The 19183-nt window shown below is 65.3% G+C and carries 14 protein-coding genes; 8 read left to right on the forward strand and 6 right to left on the reverse strand.

Going from position 1 to position 19183, the window contains the following annotated elements; genetic code table 11:
- Position 1 precedes the first annotated feature (1 nt).
- The 3 genes from FYC77_RS06350 to FYC77_RS06360 are packed head-to-tail and all read right to left on the reverse strand — an operon-like array spanning position 2 to position 3426.
- Positions 2-1153: a branched-chain amino acid ABC transporter permease gene (locus FYC77_RS06350; RefSeq protein WP_149080660.1), complete on the reverse strand. Its 1152-nt coding sequence runs from the start codon at positions 1151-1153 to the stop codon at positions 2-4.
- The gene (locus FYC77_RS06355) at positions 1150-2082 is read right to left on the reverse strand and encodes a branched-chain amino acid ABC transporter permease (RefSeq protein ID WP_149080661.1); all 933 of its coding nucleotides are present in this window, start codon (positions 2080-2082) and stop codon (positions 1150-1152) included. Before FYC77_RS06355 ends, FYC77_RS06350 begins: the two co-directional genes overlap by 4 nt.
- 9 nt (positions 2083-2091) lie before the next feature.
- Positions 2092-3426, reverse strand: coding sequence for a substrate-binding domain-containing protein (locus tag FYC77_RS06360; protein ID WP_238386800.1), 1335 nt, complete (start codon positions 3424-3426; stop codon positions 2092-2094).
- Between the two features lie 281 nt (positions 3427-3707).
- Between FYC77_RS06360 and FYC77_RS06365 the strand changes: the two genes are divergently transcribed.
- The 3 genes from FYC77_RS06365 to FYC77_RS06375 all read left to right on the forward strand — a co-directional run bounded on the left by FYC77_RS06365 (position 3708) and on the right by FYC77_RS06375 (position 8986).
- Complete coding sequence (locus tag FYC77_RS06365) at positions 3708-4010, forward strand: DUF7518 family protein (RefSeq protein WP_149080662.1); 303 nt, start codon at positions 3708-3710, stop codon at positions 4008-4010.
- Positions 4011-4134: 124 nt separating this feature from the next.
- Positions 4135-7707, forward strand: coding sequence for a chromosome segregation protein SMC (gene smc, locus FYC77_RS06370; RefSeq protein WP_149080663.1), 3573 nt, complete (start codon positions 4135-4137; stop codon positions 7705-7707).
- Positions 7700-8986: a segregation and condensation protein A gene (locus FYC77_RS06375; protein ID WP_202911783.1), complete on the forward strand. Its 1287-nt coding sequence runs from the start codon at positions 7700-7702 to the stop codon at positions 8984-8986. Before smc ends, FYC77_RS06375 begins: the two co-directional genes overlap by 8 nt.
- 33 nt (positions 8987-9019) lie before the next feature.
- Here the strand turns inward: FYC77_RS06375 and FYC77_RS06380 are convergent, their stop codons facing one another.
- Together FYC77_RS06380 and FYC77_RS06385 are read right to left on the reverse strand one after the other, a co-directional pair.
- Positions 9020-9568: a hypothetical protein gene (locus FYC77_RS06380; protein WP_149080664.1), complete on the reverse strand. Its 549-nt coding sequence runs from the start codon at positions 9566-9568 to the stop codon at positions 9020-9022.
- Positions 9569-9605: 37 nt separating this feature from the next.
- Positions 9606-10217, reverse strand: a complete 612-nt coding sequence (locus FYC77_RS06385; RefSeq protein WP_149080665.1) for a hypothetical protein — start codon at positions 10215-10217, stop codon at positions 9606-9608.
- Positions 10218-10479: 262 nt separating this feature from the next.
- Between FYC77_RS06385 and FYC77_RS06390 the strand changes: the two genes are divergently transcribed.
- Together FYC77_RS06390 and FYC77_RS06395 are read left to right on the forward strand one after the other, a co-directional pair.
- Entirely contained in the window at positions 10480-11922 is a 1443-nt protein-coding gene (locus FYC77_RS06390; protein ID WP_149080666.1) for an MATE family efflux transporter, read from the forward strand.
- Positions 11923-11982: 60 nt separating this feature from the next.
- Positions 11983-14562, forward strand: coding sequence for a heavy metal translocating P-type ATPase (locus FYC77_RS06395; RefSeq protein WP_238386801.1), 2580 nt, complete (start codon positions 11983-11985; stop codon positions 14560-14562).
- 39 nt (positions 14563-14601) lie between these two features.
- On the opposite strand, the gene FYC77_RS06400 is transcribed toward FYC77_RS06395, so the two are convergent.
- Positions 14602-15300: a phosphoribosyltransferase gene (locus tag FYC77_RS06400; RefSeq protein ID WP_149080667.1), complete on the reverse strand. Its 699-nt coding sequence runs from the start codon at positions 15298-15300 to the stop codon at positions 14602-14604.
- A 204-nt stretch (positions 15301-15504) separates the two neighbouring features.
- On the opposite strand from FYC77_RS06400, the gene thiC reads away from it, so the two are divergent.
- From thiC to FYC77_RS06415, 3 genes are all read left to right on the forward strand, one after another.
- On the forward strand, positions 15505-16956 hold the full coding sequence (thiC, locus tag FYC77_RS06405) for a phosphomethylpyrimidine synthase ThiC (protein ID WP_149080668.1): 1452 nt from the start codon (positions 15505-15507) through the stop codon (positions 16954-16956).
- A 75-nt stretch (positions 16957-17031) separates the two neighbouring features.
- Positions 17032-17889 carry a hypothetical protein gene (locus FYC77_RS06410; protein WP_149080669.1) on the forward strand — a complete coding sequence of 286 codons (858 nt, stop codon included), beginning with the start codon at positions 17032-17034 and terminating at the stop codon, positions 17887-17889.
- Positions 17890-17958: 69 nt separating this feature from the next.
- Positions 17959-18858, forward strand: coding sequence for a PhzF family phenazine biosynthesis protein (locus FYC77_RS06415; RefSeq protein ID WP_149080670.1), 900 nt, complete (start codon positions 17959-17961; stop codon positions 18856-18858).
- Positions 18859-19183: the final 325 nt, after the last annotated feature.

Genomic DNA, 19183 nt, shown 5'->3' on the forward strand with positions numbered 1-19183 from the left:
CTCATTTCACCCCGAATACGATGATTCGAACCGTCGTCGTAGCGCGGTCGACGCCCTCTCGAACGGCCGCTGTGGCGCTGCGGACGTCCTCCTGTAACCGTCCCGGCTCCCGAACTCTGCCGGCGACCCAGGCGTTGAAATCCGGGAGCGAGCCGACGATCCCCTTCGGCATGAAGAAGACGATCGCCAGCAAGACGAGGCCGGTCAGCGCGTGGTAGTACTCGACCCAGAACCGGGCGGCCTCGAGCAGGTAGACGAGGATGATGCCGCCGATCAGCGGCCCGACGAGCGTCGTGAAGCCGCCGAGGATTGCCATGAACAGGATCTCGCCGGAGACGAAGACGTACAGCGTCGGCTCGGGCTGGACGTGAAGCCGAAGCAAGGCGTAGACGCCGCCGGCGAACGCGCCGTACAGCCCGGAGATGGTAAACGAGAGCCAGACGTACTTCTCGACGGGAATACCGATGAATCGCGCTCGCGTGCGATCCTGTCCGATCGCGTCGAGCGCCCGGCCGAACGGCGAGTTGATCAGCTTCCACATCGCCAACAGCATGACGAGCATGAGCACGATCGTCGTGTAGTAGAGAACGAGATCGTAGCCGAGCGTCGTCCACTCGAGGAAGAACAATGTGGGTCTGTCGCCACCGATCCGGACCTGGAGGCCGTCGTTGTAGTTGAAGAAGCCGCTCCGGAAGACGGTGGCGAAGAGTACCTGGTTGAACGCGAGCGTCAGCAGGGCGAAGTAGATGTCGACGTAGCCAGCGACGAAGTAACCGATGACGACGGCGAGCGTCGTGCCGACGATCACCGCCCCGAGGAGCAACAACAGCCCCTCGGAGACGTTGTAGTGGGCGGCCAGCACGGCGACGCCGTACGCGCCGCCGCCGAAGAAGGCGGCGTGGCCGAACGAGACGAGTTCGGTGTGGCGCAACAACAGATTGAGACCGACGGCCGCGAGGCCGAACAGGATCCCCCGGAACAGTCGTTCCCAGGAGAGGCCGACGAGACCGGCCAGGAAGGGAAGGGCAAACAGACCCACGAGACCGAGGAACGCGAACACCGTCTGGAGCGGCGTCAGGCCGAGCCCGCGCGTCAGCGGAATCCGAACCACGGTCTGACCGTCGCGGTCCTCGACCAGCGGGAAGCGACTCATTCGATCTCACCCCACGTTCCGAACAGCCCTTCCGGTTTGACCAACAGGATCGCGAGCATCACCGCGAACGGCGCGGCCAACTCGACGGGCGGATACTGCCAGATCGCCCACCGGCTGATGACGCCCACGAGCAACGCGCCGACGAACGCTCCCTTCAGACTCCCGAGACCGCCGATGACGATGACGACGAACGACAGCACCAGAGGGTCCAGCCCCATCTCGAGGAAGGCGGTGCCGGGGCCGATCGAGACCATCGCGCCGCCGAAGCCCGCGAAGAACGCGCCCATCGCGAAGACGAGCGTGAACGTGCGGTCCGTGCTGACGCCGATCGCGGTCGCCATATCGCGGTTGATCGCGGTCGCACGGACGATTCGGCCCGTCTTCGACCGATCGAAAAACCAGACGAGCCAGAGAAACACGGCGAGCCCGACGACCATCACGATGACGTTGTAGCTGGGGTAGCCGAATCCGACCAGCTCCGTCGTCGGAACCTGATTGAGCGTACTGTAGACGCCGGGGTCGACCGGCGTCGCCCCCCAGCCGAACTTCATCACGTCGATGAAGATCAACAGCAACGCGTAGGTCAACAGGAGCTGATAGACCTCTGCCCGCTCGTAGATCGGCCGCACGAACACCGATTCGACGATCGCCCCGACCGGCAGGAGGACGGCGGCGGCCGCGAGCGAGCCGAGCAAGACGACCACCGCGAAGACGAGCGCCGAGACCGGGCCGGTTGGGCTCGCGACGAGCCCGGTCAGGTAGCCGACGATCGTGAACGTCACGAACGCACCGAGCGCGTAGAGTTCGCCGTGAGCGAGGTTGAGGACCCCCAGCACGCCGAAGATGATCGTCAGCCCCGACGCGATCATAAACAGGATGAACCCGTAGTAGAGCCCGTTGAGCGTGTGGGTGACGAACGATTCGATCATGCGTCACGATCACCAGCTCTCGATCCAGTCCAGGGAGGTCTGACCCTGCGGCGGCGAGACGTTCTTGGCCGCGTAGACGTTGACGTCCTCGATGACTGCGGCGTCGTACTCGCCGGACCACGCGAGTTCGCCGAAGTGGGCGTTCGAGTATCCCTGGTGGTCCGGGCCGATGGTGTGGTAGCCCGCCGGCGTGAAGAAGCCGTGATTGGTGAGTACCTCGGCGAGTTCCTCCTGGTCGGGCCAGCGACCGAGCAGCCTGACGGCTTTCTCGGCCGCGGTCGCCCACGCGGTCACCGCGCCGTAGCCGCTCATGAAGTGGGCCGTCGGTAGGACGCCGTACTCGTCCTGTACCTCCGCGACCAGTTCATCGCCGGGACTCCAGCGCTCCGTGTCCGGCTGGTCCCAGTAGAAGTTCCGCGAGCCGGCCCGAATCGGTCCGTCCGTGAGGTCCTCGCTCAGGTCGTTCGCCGATCCATACAACACCGGACCGACCAGTAGCTCCACGTTGTCGAACATCCCGGCACCGTGGCCCTGTTCGAGCAGGAGCGTCGCGTCGCCACCCCAGCAACTCGAGAACAACACGTCCGGCTCCTCGCTGTTGACCTCCTCGATGTGTGTCGACATGTCGTCGGTCCCGAGGTCCGGAAAGCCCTCGTACACCAGCTCCGCACCGGTCAACTGCTCGATACCGGCGGCGAAGATCTCCTGTTCGTCGAACCCGAAGGCGTAGCCCGGGTTGATCCCCGCGTACGTATCTATCTCGTCTTCGCCGAGTAGTTCGACCGCCTCGATCGCTGCGGCCAGCGCCTCCATCACGTCGTGGTTCTGGAACCGGAACGAGTACTGGTTGTCCTCGGGCGGGTGGTCCTCCTCGTACAGCGTCGTCACCGTCCCGTCGGTCGCGACGTTGATCACCCCCTGGTCGTTGATCTCCGGCACCATCGCCTCGTGGTTCCCACTCGAGATCGGGCCGAACGTGACGTCCATGCCGTCGTCGACGAACTGCTGGTAGTTCTCCAGCGCTTCTTCTCCTTCCTCGACGACCTCGAGTTCGACCTGGCGGTCCGCGATCCCGCCGTTGTCGTTGATCCGCCGAACGGCGGTTTCGGCACCGTACTGGGCTTGCACGCCGAGAACCGCCGGCGCTCCCTCGAGGAAGGTCTGGAGACCCGCCTCGATCGGCTCGTCGGGAACCTCGGCGTCCTCGATCGGATCGTCCTCCTCCTGAAGGAGGTCACTACAGCCCGCGAGCGCAACGGCAAGCGCAGTGCCACCGACTGCTTTCATCACCGTTCGTCTGTCCATACCCCCTTCCGTCGAACCTGCGGTTGGATCAGTCGTCATAGTCAGATTGCACCGTCCTGTGGCTCGTTCGCCATACCTATGGTACAGATTCACACTGCAAATAGGCGGATGTGTACATGTTAACGCCACCCGACCCACTCTCCGTGCCGGGCCACGCGCTTCCGCAGGTTCGCCGAGGAGACGGACGCGACAGCGCTAACGGCTGCCGCCGAGAACGTCCACATCGTTACTACGCCGTCGACAGGAACGTCCTCGTTATTGCCAGCACGACTAGCTGTGTCTGACGTACGTTTATGTGTCAGGGTACGCCCCTAGGGAATATGTCGAACAACCGCGTCGAGCAGCTCGAATCAACGGTTGCGGAACTCGAGTCGACGGTAGACGGTCTGACGAACGAGCTCATCGAAGCGAAAGAACGCATCCGCGTTCTCGAGGCAGAGCTCGATACCGAGACGCCGACCCGCGTCCCGGACCGACGAGACAGCGAATCGGCGGAGTCGGACGACGAGTCTACACCCGAGGCCGAACCCGACGACGTCGCGGCCGCGACGGCCGACGCCGACGACGGAGTACCCGGTGACGAAGCGGAAGACTCAGGTAGCGACGACATAATTGTCGCGTAACCGCATGCTCGGCTGTGGGGTGCGTGACCGGCGAACTGCCGGTCGCGGACGCTCACACGGCCGACGAATCACCGCGTGACGGACGAACCGCCGTGAGCGTTCCGACGGAGGTCTCGAGGAGGAAATGTACATCAAAGCAGTCGTTCTGGACAACTTCAAGAGCTTCGGCCGGAAGACGAAGATTCCGTTCTACGAGGACTTTACGGTCGTCACCGGCCCGAACGGCTCCGGCAAGTCGAACATCATCGACGCCGTCCTCTTTGCGCTCGGACTCGCCCGCACCCGCGGTATCCGCGCAGAGAAACTGACTGACCTCATCTACAACCCCGGTCACGAGGACGGCGAGCGAAGCGGTGGCCCACGCGAGGCAACCGTCGAGGTCGTCCTCGACAACGACGACGAGACGCTCACCCGCTCGCAGGTCGTCAACGCCGCCGGCAGCGAGGAGATCGGCGACGTCGACGAGATTCGCATCCGCCGGCGGGTCAAAGAGACCGAGGACAACTACTACTCTTATTACTACCTGAACGACCGCTCGGTGAACCTCTCTGACATTCAGAACCTGCTCGCGCAAGCGGGCGTCACGCCCGAGGGGTACAACGTCGTCATGCAGGGCGACGTCACCGAGATCATCAACATGACGCCCCACGCCCGTCGGGGGATCATCGACGAAATCGCCGGCGTCGCCGAGTTCGACGCCAAAAAAGAGGACGCATTCGAGGAACTCGAGGTCGTCGAGGAGCGCATCGACGAGGCCGAACTCCGAATCGGGGAGAAACGCGACCGCCTCGGCCAACTCGAAGACGAGCGTCGGATTGCCCTCCGGTATCGCCGGCTTCGCGACGAGAAAGCCGAGTACGAGGGGTACAAAAAGGCCAGCGAACTCGAGGAGAAACGAGAGGAACTCGAGGCCGCCGAAGGCCGCGTCGAGAGCCTCGAAGACGACCTCGAGGATCTGCAACGGGAACTCGACGAGCGCCAGGGCACGCTCGTCCGCCTCCAGGAGGACCTCGAGGATTTAAACGCCGAAATCGAGCGAAAAGGCGAGGACGAACAGCTCCGGATCAAAAGCGAGATCGAGGAGATCAAAGGCGACATCTCCCGGCTCGAGGACCGGATCGAGGCCAGCGAGGAACAGATCGAGGAAGCCGAGTCGAACCGCCGCGAGGCGTTCGTCCAGATCGATCGCAAACAAGAGGAGATCACCGACCTCGAGGACGAGATCCGCGAACACAAACTCGAGAAAGCCTCCATCAAGACCGAGATCGCCGAACGCGAGACGAAACGCGAGGAACTCGAAGCCGAGATCGACTCCGTCGACACCGAGTTCGACGAACTCAAAGCGGATCTCGCCGACCGCAAGGCGGACCTCGAGGAGGCCAAAACCGAGAAGAACGACCTCCAGCGCGAACAGGACCGCCTGCTCGACGAAGCCCGCCGTCGCTCGAACGCCATCAGCGAGAACGAACAGACGATCGAGAACCGCCGCGAGGAGATTCCGGAACTCGAGAGCCAACGCGGTGACTTAGAACGCGAACTCGAGAAAGCAGAGAAGAACCGCGAGAGCATCGCGAGCGTCGTCGAGGATTTGAAAGGCGAAAAGCGCGGCCTCCAGGGAGACCTCGACGAGATCGACGACGAGCTCCAGGCGAAACAACAGGAGTACGCCGAACTCGAAGCAAACGCCAGCGAGAGCGGCGACTCCTCGTTCGGCCGTGCGGTGACGACGATACTCAACTCGGGGATCGACGGCGTCCACGGGGCGGTCGCCCAGTTGGGCACCGTCTCCGGCGAGTACGCGGTCGCCTGTGAAACTGCCGCAGGCGGTCGACTCGCGAACGTCGTCGTCGACGACGACGTCATCGGCCAGCAGTGTATCGAACACCTCAAATCCCGTAACGCCGGCCGGGCAACCTTTCTCCCGCTGACCGACATGCGCGAGCGAGGGCTGCCGAACGCGCCGACCGACCCGGGCGTCGTCGGCTTCGCGTACGATCTGGTCGAGTTCGACCCGGAGTACTCGGGGATCTTCTCGTACGTTCTCGGCGATACGTTGGTCGTCGAGGACGTAGAGACCGCTCGAGCGTACATGGGAGAGTACCGGATGGTCACCCTAGACGGCGACCTGGTCGAGAAAAGCGGCGCGATGACCGGCGGCTCCGGCGGCGGGTCGCGCTATTCGTTCACCGGCGGCGGTGAGGGCCAACTCGAACGCGTCGCGAAACAGATCACCGAACTCCAGGACGAACGCGACTCGCTACGCGAGGAGCTCCGAGGCGTCGAGGAGCGCCTCGACGACGCCCGCGACCGGAAGACCGACGCCGCCGACGAGGTTCGCTCGATCGAAGCCGAGATCGAGAAACTCGACGATCGGCGCGGATCGATCGAAACGGAGATCGAGAGCCTCGAGGCCGACCTCGAAGAGAAACGCGAGGAACGCGAGTCGGTCGACGAGCGGATGAACGAGATTTCGACCGCGATCGAAGAGCAGACGGCCGAGATCGAAGAGATCGAGGCCGACATCGACGATCTCGAGGCAGAACTGGCCGACTCGAAGATTCCCGAACTCACCGCCGAAATCGACGACCTCGAGGCCGAAATCGACGAGCGCGAGGGCCGGATCGACGAGATCGACGGGACGTTGAACGAACTGGGCCTCGAGAAGGAGTACGCCGAAGACGCGATCGAGGACCTCCACGACGACATCGAGACCGCCCAAAACCGGGTGGCAGAACACGAAGAACGGATCGACGACTGCGAGAAGGCTATCGACGACAAACGCGACCTCCTCGAGGAAAAACGCGAGGCCGTCGCGGATCTCGAGGAGGAACTCACCGAGTTGAAAGCCGACCGAAGCGAGCTGAAAGACGAACTCGCGGACGCGAGGACGGCCCGTGACCAGCAACAGGACCGGGTAAACGCCGTCGAGAGCAAACTCGAGGACAAACGCACGCGCGTCTCCGACCTCGAGTGGGAGATCGAGAGTCTCGAGGGCGAGGTCGGCGAGTACGACCCCGAAGACGTGCCGGACCACGACACCGTCCTCGAGATGATCGAGTTGCTCGAGGCGGACATGGAGACACTGGAGCCGGTGAACATGCTCGCGATCGACGAGTACGACGAGGTACACTCCGATCTCGACGATCTCGAGGAGGGACGCGACACCTTAGTCGAGGAGGCCGACGGCATTCGCGACCGGATCGAGCGCTACGAGTCCCAGAAGAAACGGACGTTCATGGACGCCTACGACGCGATCTCGGCACACTTCACGGAGATATTCGAGAAGCTCTCGGAGGGGACCGGAACCCTCCATCTCGAGGACGACGACGATCCGTTCGAGGGCGGGCTGACGATGAAAGCCCAGCCGGGCGACAAGCCGATCCAGCGTCTGGATGCGATGTCCGGCGGGGAGAAGTCCCTGACTGCTCTCGCCTTTATCTTCGCGATCCAGCGACACAACCCCGCGCCGTTCTACGCGTTAGACGAGGTCGACGCCTTCCTCGATGCCGTCAACGCCGAACGGATCGGCGAGATGGTCGAGGAACTGGCCGATCAGGCCCAGTTCGTCGTCGTCTCCCACCGCTCGGCGATGCTCGAGCGCTCCCAGCGGGCGATCGGAGTGACGATGCAACAGGACAACGTGAGCGCGGTCACCGGCATCGATCTGAGTAGTGAGGAGGTGCCGGCTGATGACTAGGGAGCCGCCACGCGGCTCCGGAAACTCGAGCGGGGAGCGAAGCGACCCGCGAGACAGCGAGGGGCCCGAGGAGCCGAAGGCGACGACGGGGTCCTCCAAGAAAGCGAGCGGCAACGCCGCGAGCAACGAGTCGCGAAGCGACTCCGAACAGTCGACCGGAGCGCGGCGCAACGCGCCGCGGAAACGCGAGCGGGGAGCAAAGCGACCCGTGAGCGGGGAGGAGCGCAGTGACGACCCGCGAGAGAGCGAGGCGAGCCACGAGGAGTTCTATCGTGAGGTCCGAACCGATGGCGGCGACGACGACATCCCGCTGAACATCGTCGGCCACGGAGACCGGGAACGTCCGTCGAGTGACTCCGAGCCGTCGAACGACGACGGCACCGTCCTCGAGTTCTCGGAGGGCGACGTCGGCGGCGATTCGGACGACGACACAGCCGACGCAGGTGACGATTCCGACGACGGCGACGAGGAGGTCGAACCCGTCGAACTCCTCGTCCAACTCGCGAAAGACGGCGAGATCGATCCGTGGGATATCGACGTCGTGCAGGTCACCGACAAGTTCCTCGAGGCGCTAGACGACGCAGACCTGCGGACCTCGGGACGGGCGCTGTTCTACGCGAGCGTGCTCCTGCGGATGAAAAGCGACGAACTGTTCGCGCCCGACGAACCCGAGGAGGAGGAACTGCCGCCGTGGGAGGCACCGTTCGCCGACGACGCGGGTGGACCGATGGACAGTGGTGAAGACGGAGACCACCCGCCAGGGTTCGACCCCGTCGAGAACCTCGAGGCGGAGATGGAACGGCGACTCGAGCGCAAACACGCCCGCGGGAAACCCGAGACGCTCGACGAGCTGGTCCGCGAGCTCAGGAACGCCGAACGGGGCACCTGGTGGAAGGAGTCCCGGAGCTACGACACGAGCGACTCGCCGCGGGGGTACGACCGTGGCGTCCAGGAGCTGTCCTACCACGCCGAAGACGAGTTCCGCGTCGACGACGAGCCGACGAGCGACGACGTCACACACGCGACTCACGAGGCGGACATCGAGACCGTCATCGACCGCGTCGACGCCGCGCTCGAAGAACAGTACGAGAACGGACGCGCCGAAGTGCTGTACGCCGAGATCGAGGAGGTCGGCGGCTCGCGCGTGATGACCTACCTCGCGTTGCTCTTTCTCGCCCACCGCGGCCGGATCGAACTCGAGCAAGACGAACTGTTCGGCGATCTCTGGATCCAGCGGCCGACGCTCGAGGCTGAGGCCGGAGAGGCGGTCGCGGACTGAACGGCTTTTCCGTAGTGATCGTCAGCTGTCGACTCACCCGCTCCAGGAGCGATAGAGCCGTCTCGTGACCACGCCGATCCCGAGGTAGCCGACGATCGTCGTGACCAATTCGCCGAGGACGGGTATCGCGGAGAGAATGGCGAGGACGAGGGCACCGACCAGTGCCGTCCCGGCACCGACCGCTCCGTGGCCGCCGGTCAAGAGATCACCGACCCAGACGACCGCCACCGCGAGGCCGACGACGCCGACGCAGAAGAGGACGATCAGTCCAGGGATCGTGACGATCAACCCGATGATCGTGATCGCGAACAACACGAGCACGATCGGGACGACGACCCCGGCCAGCAGTCCCCACAGGAGGGCACGAATCGGCTCCTCGTGGAGTTCGGTGACGGTCTCGCGGGCGTACTGCGGTCCGATTCCGACCAGTGCGACGCCGAGAATCGCGTAGATGGTCAACGAGACGAGAAACTGGAGTCCGAACTCGAGGGCAGGGTCGGACGTTCCCTGGGCGCTCACGCCGGCGGGGAACACCGCGAGCGCGAGGAAGCCACTGACGGCGAGCGTACGGAGGGAGGGCATCGGTCGGTTCTCGAACCGATGGCACAAAGTGATTTCGTCACGGCTCGACCCTGTACGCTCGCGAAACGGGGGAGGGCGAGCCGGTCAGGTCGTCGTCGGAACTATTATCTCTCGCGGGGCGATCGTATCGAGTGACACGGCGATGACACGGCCAGGTCGACGTCCGAGCGCAGGGGAAGGGCTTCGCCGCCTCGCGAACGACGCTGGATTCGCGTTGCTGTGGTGTTGGATCCTCGTCTCCGTGCTGTTCGTGCCGGGATTTCTCGGTTACCCGTGGATCGGCGGATTCCTGTTTCTCGTCGGGTTGATCGTCTGCTGGCAGGCCGCGACGGCCTCGAGCGACCCCGTGTAGACGATCGGGACGAAACGGGAGGTCCGGACGGGCCGCGTCGACGCCCCGGACGTCGCCTGCGACGAGTGCGGAGAGCCCGCCGACGGGGGATAGTACCGCCGGTACGAAAAACGGCGCGTCCTGTTCGGGTCGACGATCGCCGTCCTGGAATCGGGCGAGAACGTCTACTGCGAAACGTGTGCGGTCGATCCGTGCGACCCGTTCGCGGACGCGGGTGGCGCCGACGCCGTCGACGAGAACTCCGCGGCCGACGGGCGGTCGCGGCCCGGAGATCGGTCGTCGGACGTCAACGGTCACGCGCCACGCTCCGGTGACGGCCCACCACACTCCGACGACGCACCACCGCGCTCCGAACCCGGTCCAGACCATGGATCGACGGCACCGCCCGACCGCGAGTTCGATCGGTCGTGAACGTCGGACAGACCGACGTGGGGTGCCTCGAGTAGAATCGATCCGGTGGGACTCGAGTAGGGTCGAGCGTAGTGTTCGAACTGGGTCTCGACGAGTGTGATATCACATCTCACGAGATGTCAAGTGCGTCCAGTGATACTGCTGAGATATGTCCTCCGGTGCGGAGTCGGCCGAGAGCAATCTCACGGAGGGATCGCTCGTCCGGCCGATGTTCATGCTGGCCTGGCCGCTCGTCGTGATTCAGTTGCTGCAAGTGGCCTACAACGTCGGCGACACGTTCTGGCTGGGTGCGCTCTCGCCCGACGCGGTCGGGGCGATCAGCTTGGCGTTTCCGCTTCTGTTCTTGATGATCGCACTCGGCGGTGGCTTTACGACCGCTGGCGCAATTCTCATCGCCCAGCACACGGGTGCCGAGAGCGGTGAAGACGGCTTGATCGCCGGACAGACGCTCTCGTTCGTCTCGCTGGTCGCGATCGGTCTCGGCATCGTCGGCTTCGTCGCGACCGATCCGATGCTCGCGCTCCTGCCGGCACAGGGCGACACGGAAGCCGCGATCGTTCCGCTGGCCGCCGACTACCTGCGGATATTCTTCCTCGGGCTCCCGTTCGTCTTCGGCTTCTTCGTCTTCGTCTCGCTCATGCGCGGCTACGGGAACACTCGCGCGCCGATGCGCGTGATGGCCGTCAGCGTCGTCATCAACCTCGCGATCGACCCGCTTCTGATCTTCGGCGTCGGTCCAATCCCCCGCCTCGAGGTCGCAGGTGCGGCGGTCGCGACCGTTATCTCCAGGGGCGTCGCGACGGGGATCGGCTTCTACCTGCTGTACTACACCGACGTCGGCCCCGACATTCAGCCCGAACACCTCAAACCGCGACTCGAGTACGTCAGCAAGATCACACGCCTGGGCGTGCCGACGTCGATCGAGCAGTCGATGACGGCGCTCGCGCTTGTCGTGATGACGGCGATCGTCGTGACGTTCCCGCCGGCCGTCGTGGCGGCCTACGGGCTGGGCAATCGGCTGATCTCGCTTGCGTTCCTGCCGGCGATGGGGATGGGCCAGGCGATGGACTCGATCGTCGGCCAGAACCTCGGTGCGGACAGACCCGAGCGAGCGGAGCGAGCCACGTGGCTCGGGGCGGCCGTGGTCGGCGTGATCATGGCGCTCGCGGGCCTGGTCGCTTTCCTCTTCCCGGAGCCGTTCGTCTCGGTGTTTCTGACGGCCGAGGAAGCCGGCCGCGCGGAGACGATCGCCCACGGCGTCGACTACCTGCGGATCGCCGCGTTCGCGTTCGTCTTCATGGGCGTCCTCCAGGTGATCCTGGGCGCGTTCCGTGGCGCGGGGAACACGAAGACGGCACTGGTTTTCGCCGTGCTCGGGCTGTGGATCGTCCGGCTCCCGATCACCGCCTACCTCGTCTTCGTCGCCGGCTGGGGGGAGACCGGCATCTGGGTCGGCGTCGTCGTCGGCGACCTCGTGGGCGCGCTCACCGCGACCGCCTGGTTCACCCGCGGCACGTGGAAGAGCTCGATACTCGAGGACGGCGACCGCGGCCAGCCCGCCACACCCGAGGGCGAGTCGGTCGCGGAGTGATCCACCTCGATTTCGGTGGGTGACGGTCACGGTTATTGCCCTCGAGCGCGGACGTCCGACGTGGACGACCGCCAGCCAGAACGGCGGTGTTCGCTCTGTCGAGCGCCGCTTTCCGACTCGACGACCCCAGTCGAGACAGCGGCGGGCACGCGATTCTGTTCGACCGGTTGTCGTGCCGTCGACGACGCGCTCCCGGCACGTTCGGGCGAGCGAGCGGCGTCGACGACCGTCGGGGACGACGAGAGGGCCCGAGATGGTCGCCTCGAGCGAACACACCTTCGAATCGACGGGATGCACTCGGCGACCTGCGAGACGTACCTCGAGTCGGTCGCCGGCGCTCTCGAGGGCGTCGAACGCGCCGAGGCGAGCTACGTCGCGGAAGCGCTCTCCGTCGACCACGACCCCGACCGAATCTCCGAGACCGAACTCGAGCGCGCGGTGAGTCAATTGGGGTACACCGCCTACCGGCGCGAAGAGGCAAACCCCGAAGATCGGGGGGCAAGCGGTGGCGATGTCGGCGGCGAATCGACCGGCGGAACCCGGCGATCACGCGAGATGAGCGGCGTCCGAAAGCGCCGGAGCGACGATATTCTCGAGATGCGGTACGTCGCTGGCGTCGTCTTCGGTACGTTTCTGCTGGTCCCGTACGCGACGGTGTTTTACCCCGTCTATCTCTCGGCGTACTCGAGTCGAGGCGTGCTGGCTCACTACCAGGGTGCGTTTACGTCCCTCGAAGGGGGCGTCTTTCTCCCGGTGTTGTTCGTGTTGACCGGCGCGGTGTTGCTGTTGACCGGCTGGCCCCTCCTTCGTGGGGCGTACGTCGGCCTGAGGCTGCGCGAGCCGAATGCCCACCTGCTCGCCGCGCTCACCATCCTCGCTGCGTACGCCTACGGCACGCTCTCGCTCGCGTTCGGACGGATCGACGTCTACTACGACCTGACGATCGTCGTCGCCGCGCTGGTGATGGCCGCCGTCTTCGCCGACGCGATGGTCAAACGACGCGCGATGGATTGCCTCGTCGATCTGACGATTTCCCAGGTCGACGAGGCGCGGCGACTCGAGGCGGACGGATCGACGCGATCGGTTCCGGTCGGGGAACTCGAGCCCGGCGACTGGGTCCTCATCCGCGAAGGCGAACGGATTCCGGTCGACGGCGTCCTGCTCGAGAGCGAGTGTACCGTCGACGAAGCGGTGGTCACGGGGGAGTCCTTGCCAGTAGTGGTGACACCGGGCGAGACGGTGGTCGGCGGCTCGCTCGTCGTCGACGGGAGTGCAGTGATCGACGTGGGCGGAGAACCGACGAGCCGACTCGAGCAGCTCACGGAGACCGTCTGGAACGTTCAGAGTGCGACACACGGGATGACACGCCACGGCAACGCGCTCGCAGCGAAGGTCGCACCAGCCGTCATCGGCGTGGCGATCCTCGCGGGCGTCGTCGGCTACGGGGTCGGTTCGGGTGCGACGGGTGCCACGGCGGCGATACTCCTGACGGTCGTCGCCGCGAGCCCGTGGGCGCTCGCACTCGCCACGCCGGTCTCCGTCGCCGCGAGCGTCCACGAGGCGCTCGAACGGGGGATCGTCGTCTTCGACGAAACCGTCTTCGAACGGATTCGAGACGTCGACGTCGTCGTCTTCGACAAGACGGGGACGCTGACGACCGGCGAGATGAGCGTCCGCGAAACCGACCTATCGGACGACCTCCTGGCTGTGGCGGCGGCACTCGAGCGACACTCGTCGCATCCGGTGGCCGAAGCGATCGTCGACGCCGCCGACGACGGGCCAGGCCCCCGTGACGGACGTAGCCGGCGAGCAGCGACCGAATCGCCACGGTCGGACGGCGGCTCGAGCGGCGAATCCGACGCGGCGGTACCCGATGCGGGCGACGGGACGCCGGCGACGGACGTTCGCGAGTTTCGGAGCCACGCGATCGGCGTCGAAGGGATCGTCGCGGGCGACCGAGTCGTCGTCGGTCACCCCGACCTCGTGGGAGAACGGACGGGCGGGCTCGGGCCGGCCCTGGAAGAGCGGATCGAACGAGAGCGGAAAAACGGCGGACTACCGGTGGTCGTCGGCCGCGACGGCCACGTCGAAGGGCTGATCGTCGTCGGCGACGAGCCGCGAGCGGACTGGGAGCAGACGGTCACGAGTCTCCACGAACGCGGCGTCGACGTCGTCGTGTTGACCGGGGACGCCGAGACGGCGGCCGGACGCTTCGTGGACCACCCCTGCGTCGATCACGTCTTTGCGGCCGTTCCGCCGGACGGAAAGACGGCTGCGGTCGAACGGCTCAAAGGACAGGGCCGGGTCGCGATGGTGGGCGACGGAACGAACGACGCCCCGGCGCTGGCCGAGGCGGACCTCGGCGTCTCGCTCGGCAGCGGAACCGCACTGGCGTCCGATGCCGCCGATCTCGCGATCGTCGACGAGGAACTCGCGGGCGTCGAGCGCGCGTTCGATCTCGCGACCGCTGCGCGCGGTCGGCTCAGACAAAATCTTGGGTTGGCGCTCGTCTACAACGCCATCGCGGTTCCGATCGCGGTCGTTGGCCTGTTGAACCCGCTGTTCGCGACGGCCGCAGCGGTCGTGACCGCCGCACTCGTCGCCGCTAACGCGTCCAGATCGCTCGTCGACGGCGCGTGAGATGCCAGGTCGTCCGGTTGCTCACGACACCGGCGGTGTTCACCTCTCGAGCAACGCCCACTCGTCGGGGCGTTGCATCTCGACGAGATCACGCCGTTCCATCTCCGAGAGGACTTCCGGGATCCGGTTTGGCTGGGCGATCTCCATCTCGATGCGCTCGATACTGTGATACTCGGCGAGGAAGTGACGGATCTCCTCCTGGGAGAACGTCTCCTGGCCGGCCCGCTCCATCGCCCCGGTGATCAGATCGATCATGTCCTCGATGAAGTTCCACGGGTAGACGATCCACGTCCACTCCTCTAACCGTTCGCCGATGTAGTCGGGCTCGAACTCGCTCGTCTGGAGGAGTTGAAGCGTCGCGGTGCGGACTTCCTCGGCGCCGCGGTCGTCGACGTACTCGTAAGCGCGCTCGATCGAGCCGCCGGTGTCGGCGATATCGTCGATGATGAGGACGTCTTTTCCCTCGACGCTGCCCTCCGGCATGGGATAGCGGACGGTCGGCTCGCCGGTCTTCTCGGCGGTGCCGACGTAGTGTTCCATCTTCAGGCTCGTCAGATCGTCGAGCCCCAGGAAATCACAGAGACACCGGCCCGCGAACCACCCGCCGCGTGCGAGGGCAACGACGACGTCCGGCTCGAACTCGTCGTGACGAACCTCGTCGCTGACGTCCCGACAGAGGCTGTAAATGTACTCCCAGTTCGTGATCGTACAGTCGAAATCGTCCGGTAACTCGGACACTGGTGGCCACCTACTCGAGTCAGGGGTCGCTATCGATATAAGTGGGCTGAATACGCGCCGTTCCTCCATCCGACGATACCCGTTAGCCATCGCTGTTCGAACGGGGCCGCCACGACGATTGTCGAGTAGCCAGCGATCGCCCTCGTTTTCGCCTCGAGACGACGAGATAACTATTTATAACTCAATCATACAACCTAGTTATCGATGGCGAACACGCAGATCGCAGCGGCTCGAGAGGGAACCGTCACCGAAGAGATGAAACGCGTCGCGGAACGCGAGAACCGCGATCCGGCGTTCGTCCGGGAGCAGGTCGCCGAGGGGCAGGCCGTTATCCCGGCGAATCGGAACCACCACGCGCTGGACGCGATGATCATCGGCAGCGAGTTCTCGACGAAAGTCAACGCCAACATCGGCAACAGCGAGACCACGAGCGACCTCGAGACCGAGTTAGAAAAGCTCCACACGGCGGTCCACTACGGCGCGGACACCGTGATGGATCTCGGGACGGGAAGCGACTTGGACGAGATTCGTGAGGCTCACGTCGAACACTCGCCGGTCCCGATCGGGACGGTGCCGCTGTACGAGGCCGTCAAGCAGGCGGGGGGTCCCGAGGAGATCACGACGGAGCTGTTGCTCGAGGTGATCGAGAAACAGGCCGAACAGGGCGTCGACTACATGACGATTCACGCCGGCATTCTTGCCGAACACCTCCCGCTGACCGACGGCCGCAAAACGGGCATCGTCTCGCGTGGCGGCTCGATCGTGGCGAAGTGGATGGAAGAGAACGGCGAGCAGAACCCGCTGTTCCAGGTCTACGACGAGATTTGTTCGATCTTCGCCGAACACGACGTCACCTTCAGCCTCGGGGACAGCCTGCGGCCGGGGTCGCTGGCCGACGCCTGTGACGAGGCCCAGTACGCCGAACTCGACACGCTGGGCGAACTCACCCGGCGCGCCTGGGAGTACGACGTGCAGGTGATGGTCGAAGGCCCCGGCCACGTCCCGATGCACAAGGTCGCGGAGAACGTCGAGCGCCAGCAGGAGGTCTGTGACGGCGCGCCCTTTTACGTCCTCGGCCCGCTCGTGACCGACATCGCGCCCGGCTACGACCACATCACGAGCGCGATCGGCGCCGCGATGGCCGCCCAGGCCGGCGCGGCGATGCTCTGTTATGTCACGCCGAAAGAACACCTCGGCCTCCCCGACGAGGCGGACGTCCGCGACGGCCTCGCGGCCTACCGGATCGCCGCCCACTCCGGTGACGTGGCCAACGGTCTACCGGGCGCTCGAGACTGGGACGACGCGCTCTCGGAGGCCCGATACACCTTCGACTGGCGCGAGCAGTTCAACCTCGCGCTCGACCCCGACCGCGCTCGGGAGTATCACGACCAGACCCTGCCCGGAGACAACTACAAGGAAGCCCGCTTCTGTTCGATGTGTGGCGTCGAGTTCTGTTCGATGCGGATCGACCAGGACGCCCGCGACGCTGACGGCGAGATGAACCACCTCGAGACGCAGACGGATCTCGAGGCGTCGGCCGCGGCGGAGGTGAACTTGCCGCCAGTTGGCACGCACGATACGAGTGCGACACCGGACGGCGGGTTGGACGACGACCCGGGCGAAGACGTGTCACTCGAGACTCCGAGTAACGACTGATCGCACCCGCAAGCCCGTCTCGTCGGCACCCGAACGTGAGAAAACGTTAACAGGATCCTCCCTCGAAAAGTCGATATGCAACGGCGCGCCCTCCACGCCGCCATCGCGGTCGCCGTCGGAATCGCTCACGCCGCCCTCGTCGTCGGTGTCGCGATCAGACTGGGGTACGGCGTCGGCCCGACGCTCGCCGCGCCCCTCGAGTCGGCCGTTCGTTACGGCGGCCTGATCGCGCTCGGCGCGGTCCCGATCTGGCTCGCCCTCGAGGATCGACTCGTCGTCCCCGTCCTCGTCGTCGGTCTGCTAGCGGGACTCGCACTCTACTGGGAACTCACGCCGCCCGCACCGACGTTTCAGGACGTCGCGGAGATCGAACCCGCGATCGACGAACCGACCGGCCACACCGTCGTCAGCGACGGACTGTACCTCACCCGGTACGTGTCCGCCTGGTACGCGTGGCTCGTCGGTACCGCAGTCGTGGGATTCTGGGAACACGTCGTCCGCACTCGAAGCACGTGGCTCCCCGATCCGGCTTGGGACGTCCCGGTGCCGACCGATCGGCGGACGGCAGGAGTACTCGCCGTGTCGGTTGGCATCGTTCACGCCTTCGCGTCAGTCCGATTTGCCACCGGGTGGGGGATGACGGATTCCGCGGCCACCATCACCTGGGCCGCTATCGGCGGCGTGGTCGTACTCGCAGTTCCCGTCTATCTTCTGGTTCGTCACGAGCTGAGCCTACCGACTGCCGTCACAATCGGTTTGTTCGTCAACAGCGTCCACTCCCAACAGCACGTAAGCGGCCCAGGTGATCCTTACGTCCTGTACGTCGGTATGTGGGTTGTCGTCCTCGGCATCGCGTTGTTCGTCGGCGCACTCGAGTACGGCGTGGGCCGCCTGTGGACGCGCCGATCCGGCGGCTCGAGCGCGACGACGTAGCCATCCGCCGTCGCCCGGGGAGGTCCACGAAGTGAAAAGAGCGAAGGGCGTTCCGTCTCATCACCGCGTATGCACACGACTCGGATCGTCCAGGTCGACGCGTTCACCGACGAGCCGTGTACCGGCAATCCCGCGGGCGTCGTCCCCGACGCGGACGGCCTCTCCGAAAGCCAGATGCAGGCGATCGCCAACGAGATGGCCGTCAGCGAGACCGCCTTCCTACGGGAGAGCGACGACGCCGACCGTCGGATCCGGTATTTCACGCCGAGCCAGGAGGTCGACCTCTGTGGACACGCGACGATCGGCTCGTTCGCCCACCTCCACGAGGATGGCCTCGAGCCGGGGACGACCACGCTCGAGACCAACGTCGGCGTCCTCGAGATCGACGTCGCCGCGGACGGCACGGTCTGGATGACCCAGGATGCGCCGGCCGTCCACGAGGTCGACGTCGGCTACGGCCGGGTCGCCGACGCGCTCGGGGTCGGCCGGGCCGCGCTCGAGGGCGCACGCGCCGACCTCCCGCTGGCGGTGGCGTCGACCGGACTCCCCTTCCTGATTGCACCGATCACGTACCTCTCGGACGTCGGGAGTGCGCGACCGGATATGGCCGCACTCGCGGAACTCGCCGACGACGTCGATGCCGCCGGCGTCTACCTCTTCTCGTTCGACGTACTCGAGGCCGAGTCGACCCTGCACGGGCGGATGTTCGCACCCGGTGCCGGCGTTCCGGAAGATCCGGTGACGGGAACGGCAAGCGGCGCAGTCTGTGCGTATCTCGATCACTTCGGCGCGTTCGACGACGACACGCCCGAGGAGATGCGCCTCGAGCAGGGCCACTACGTCGACCGGCCGGGCGTCGTCCGCGTCCGCCTCGAGTCGGAACTGCGCGTGGGTGGTCGTGGCGTCACCGTCCTCGACGGCTCGCTGGTCGTCCCCGAGGATGACGAAGACGAGATACTCGAGGCGTGAGACGGACCGCGATGAGTCGGTACCGGTCGATCGCAGACCGGCGTGCGATCGGCCGGAAATCAGTCATCGCAGACCGTATGAGACGGTCTACTAGACGTCGGTTTCGGTGGATCGTGGCCCGAACGACAGCCCCTCCGGGACACGGGGTCAGTAGCCGTCCGAGGGAAGCGCCCGAAACGCACCTGAACCTCCTTCCGGCGTGCCGTCCACAACAAAAATATAAATAAATGTCCCAGTTTGTGCTCGGACTAGCAGTACTTCCGAAGTATAACCACACGTTCCGTGGTCTACGGCTGGGTCTGACGGATAATCACTCGATTGAGAG

This window comes from Natrialba swarupiae (genome assembly GCF_008245225.1).
In the GTDB taxonomy this organism is placed as follows: Archaea; Halobacteriota; Halobacteria; order Halobacteriales; family Natrialbaceae; genus Natrarchaeobius; species Natrarchaeobius swarupiae.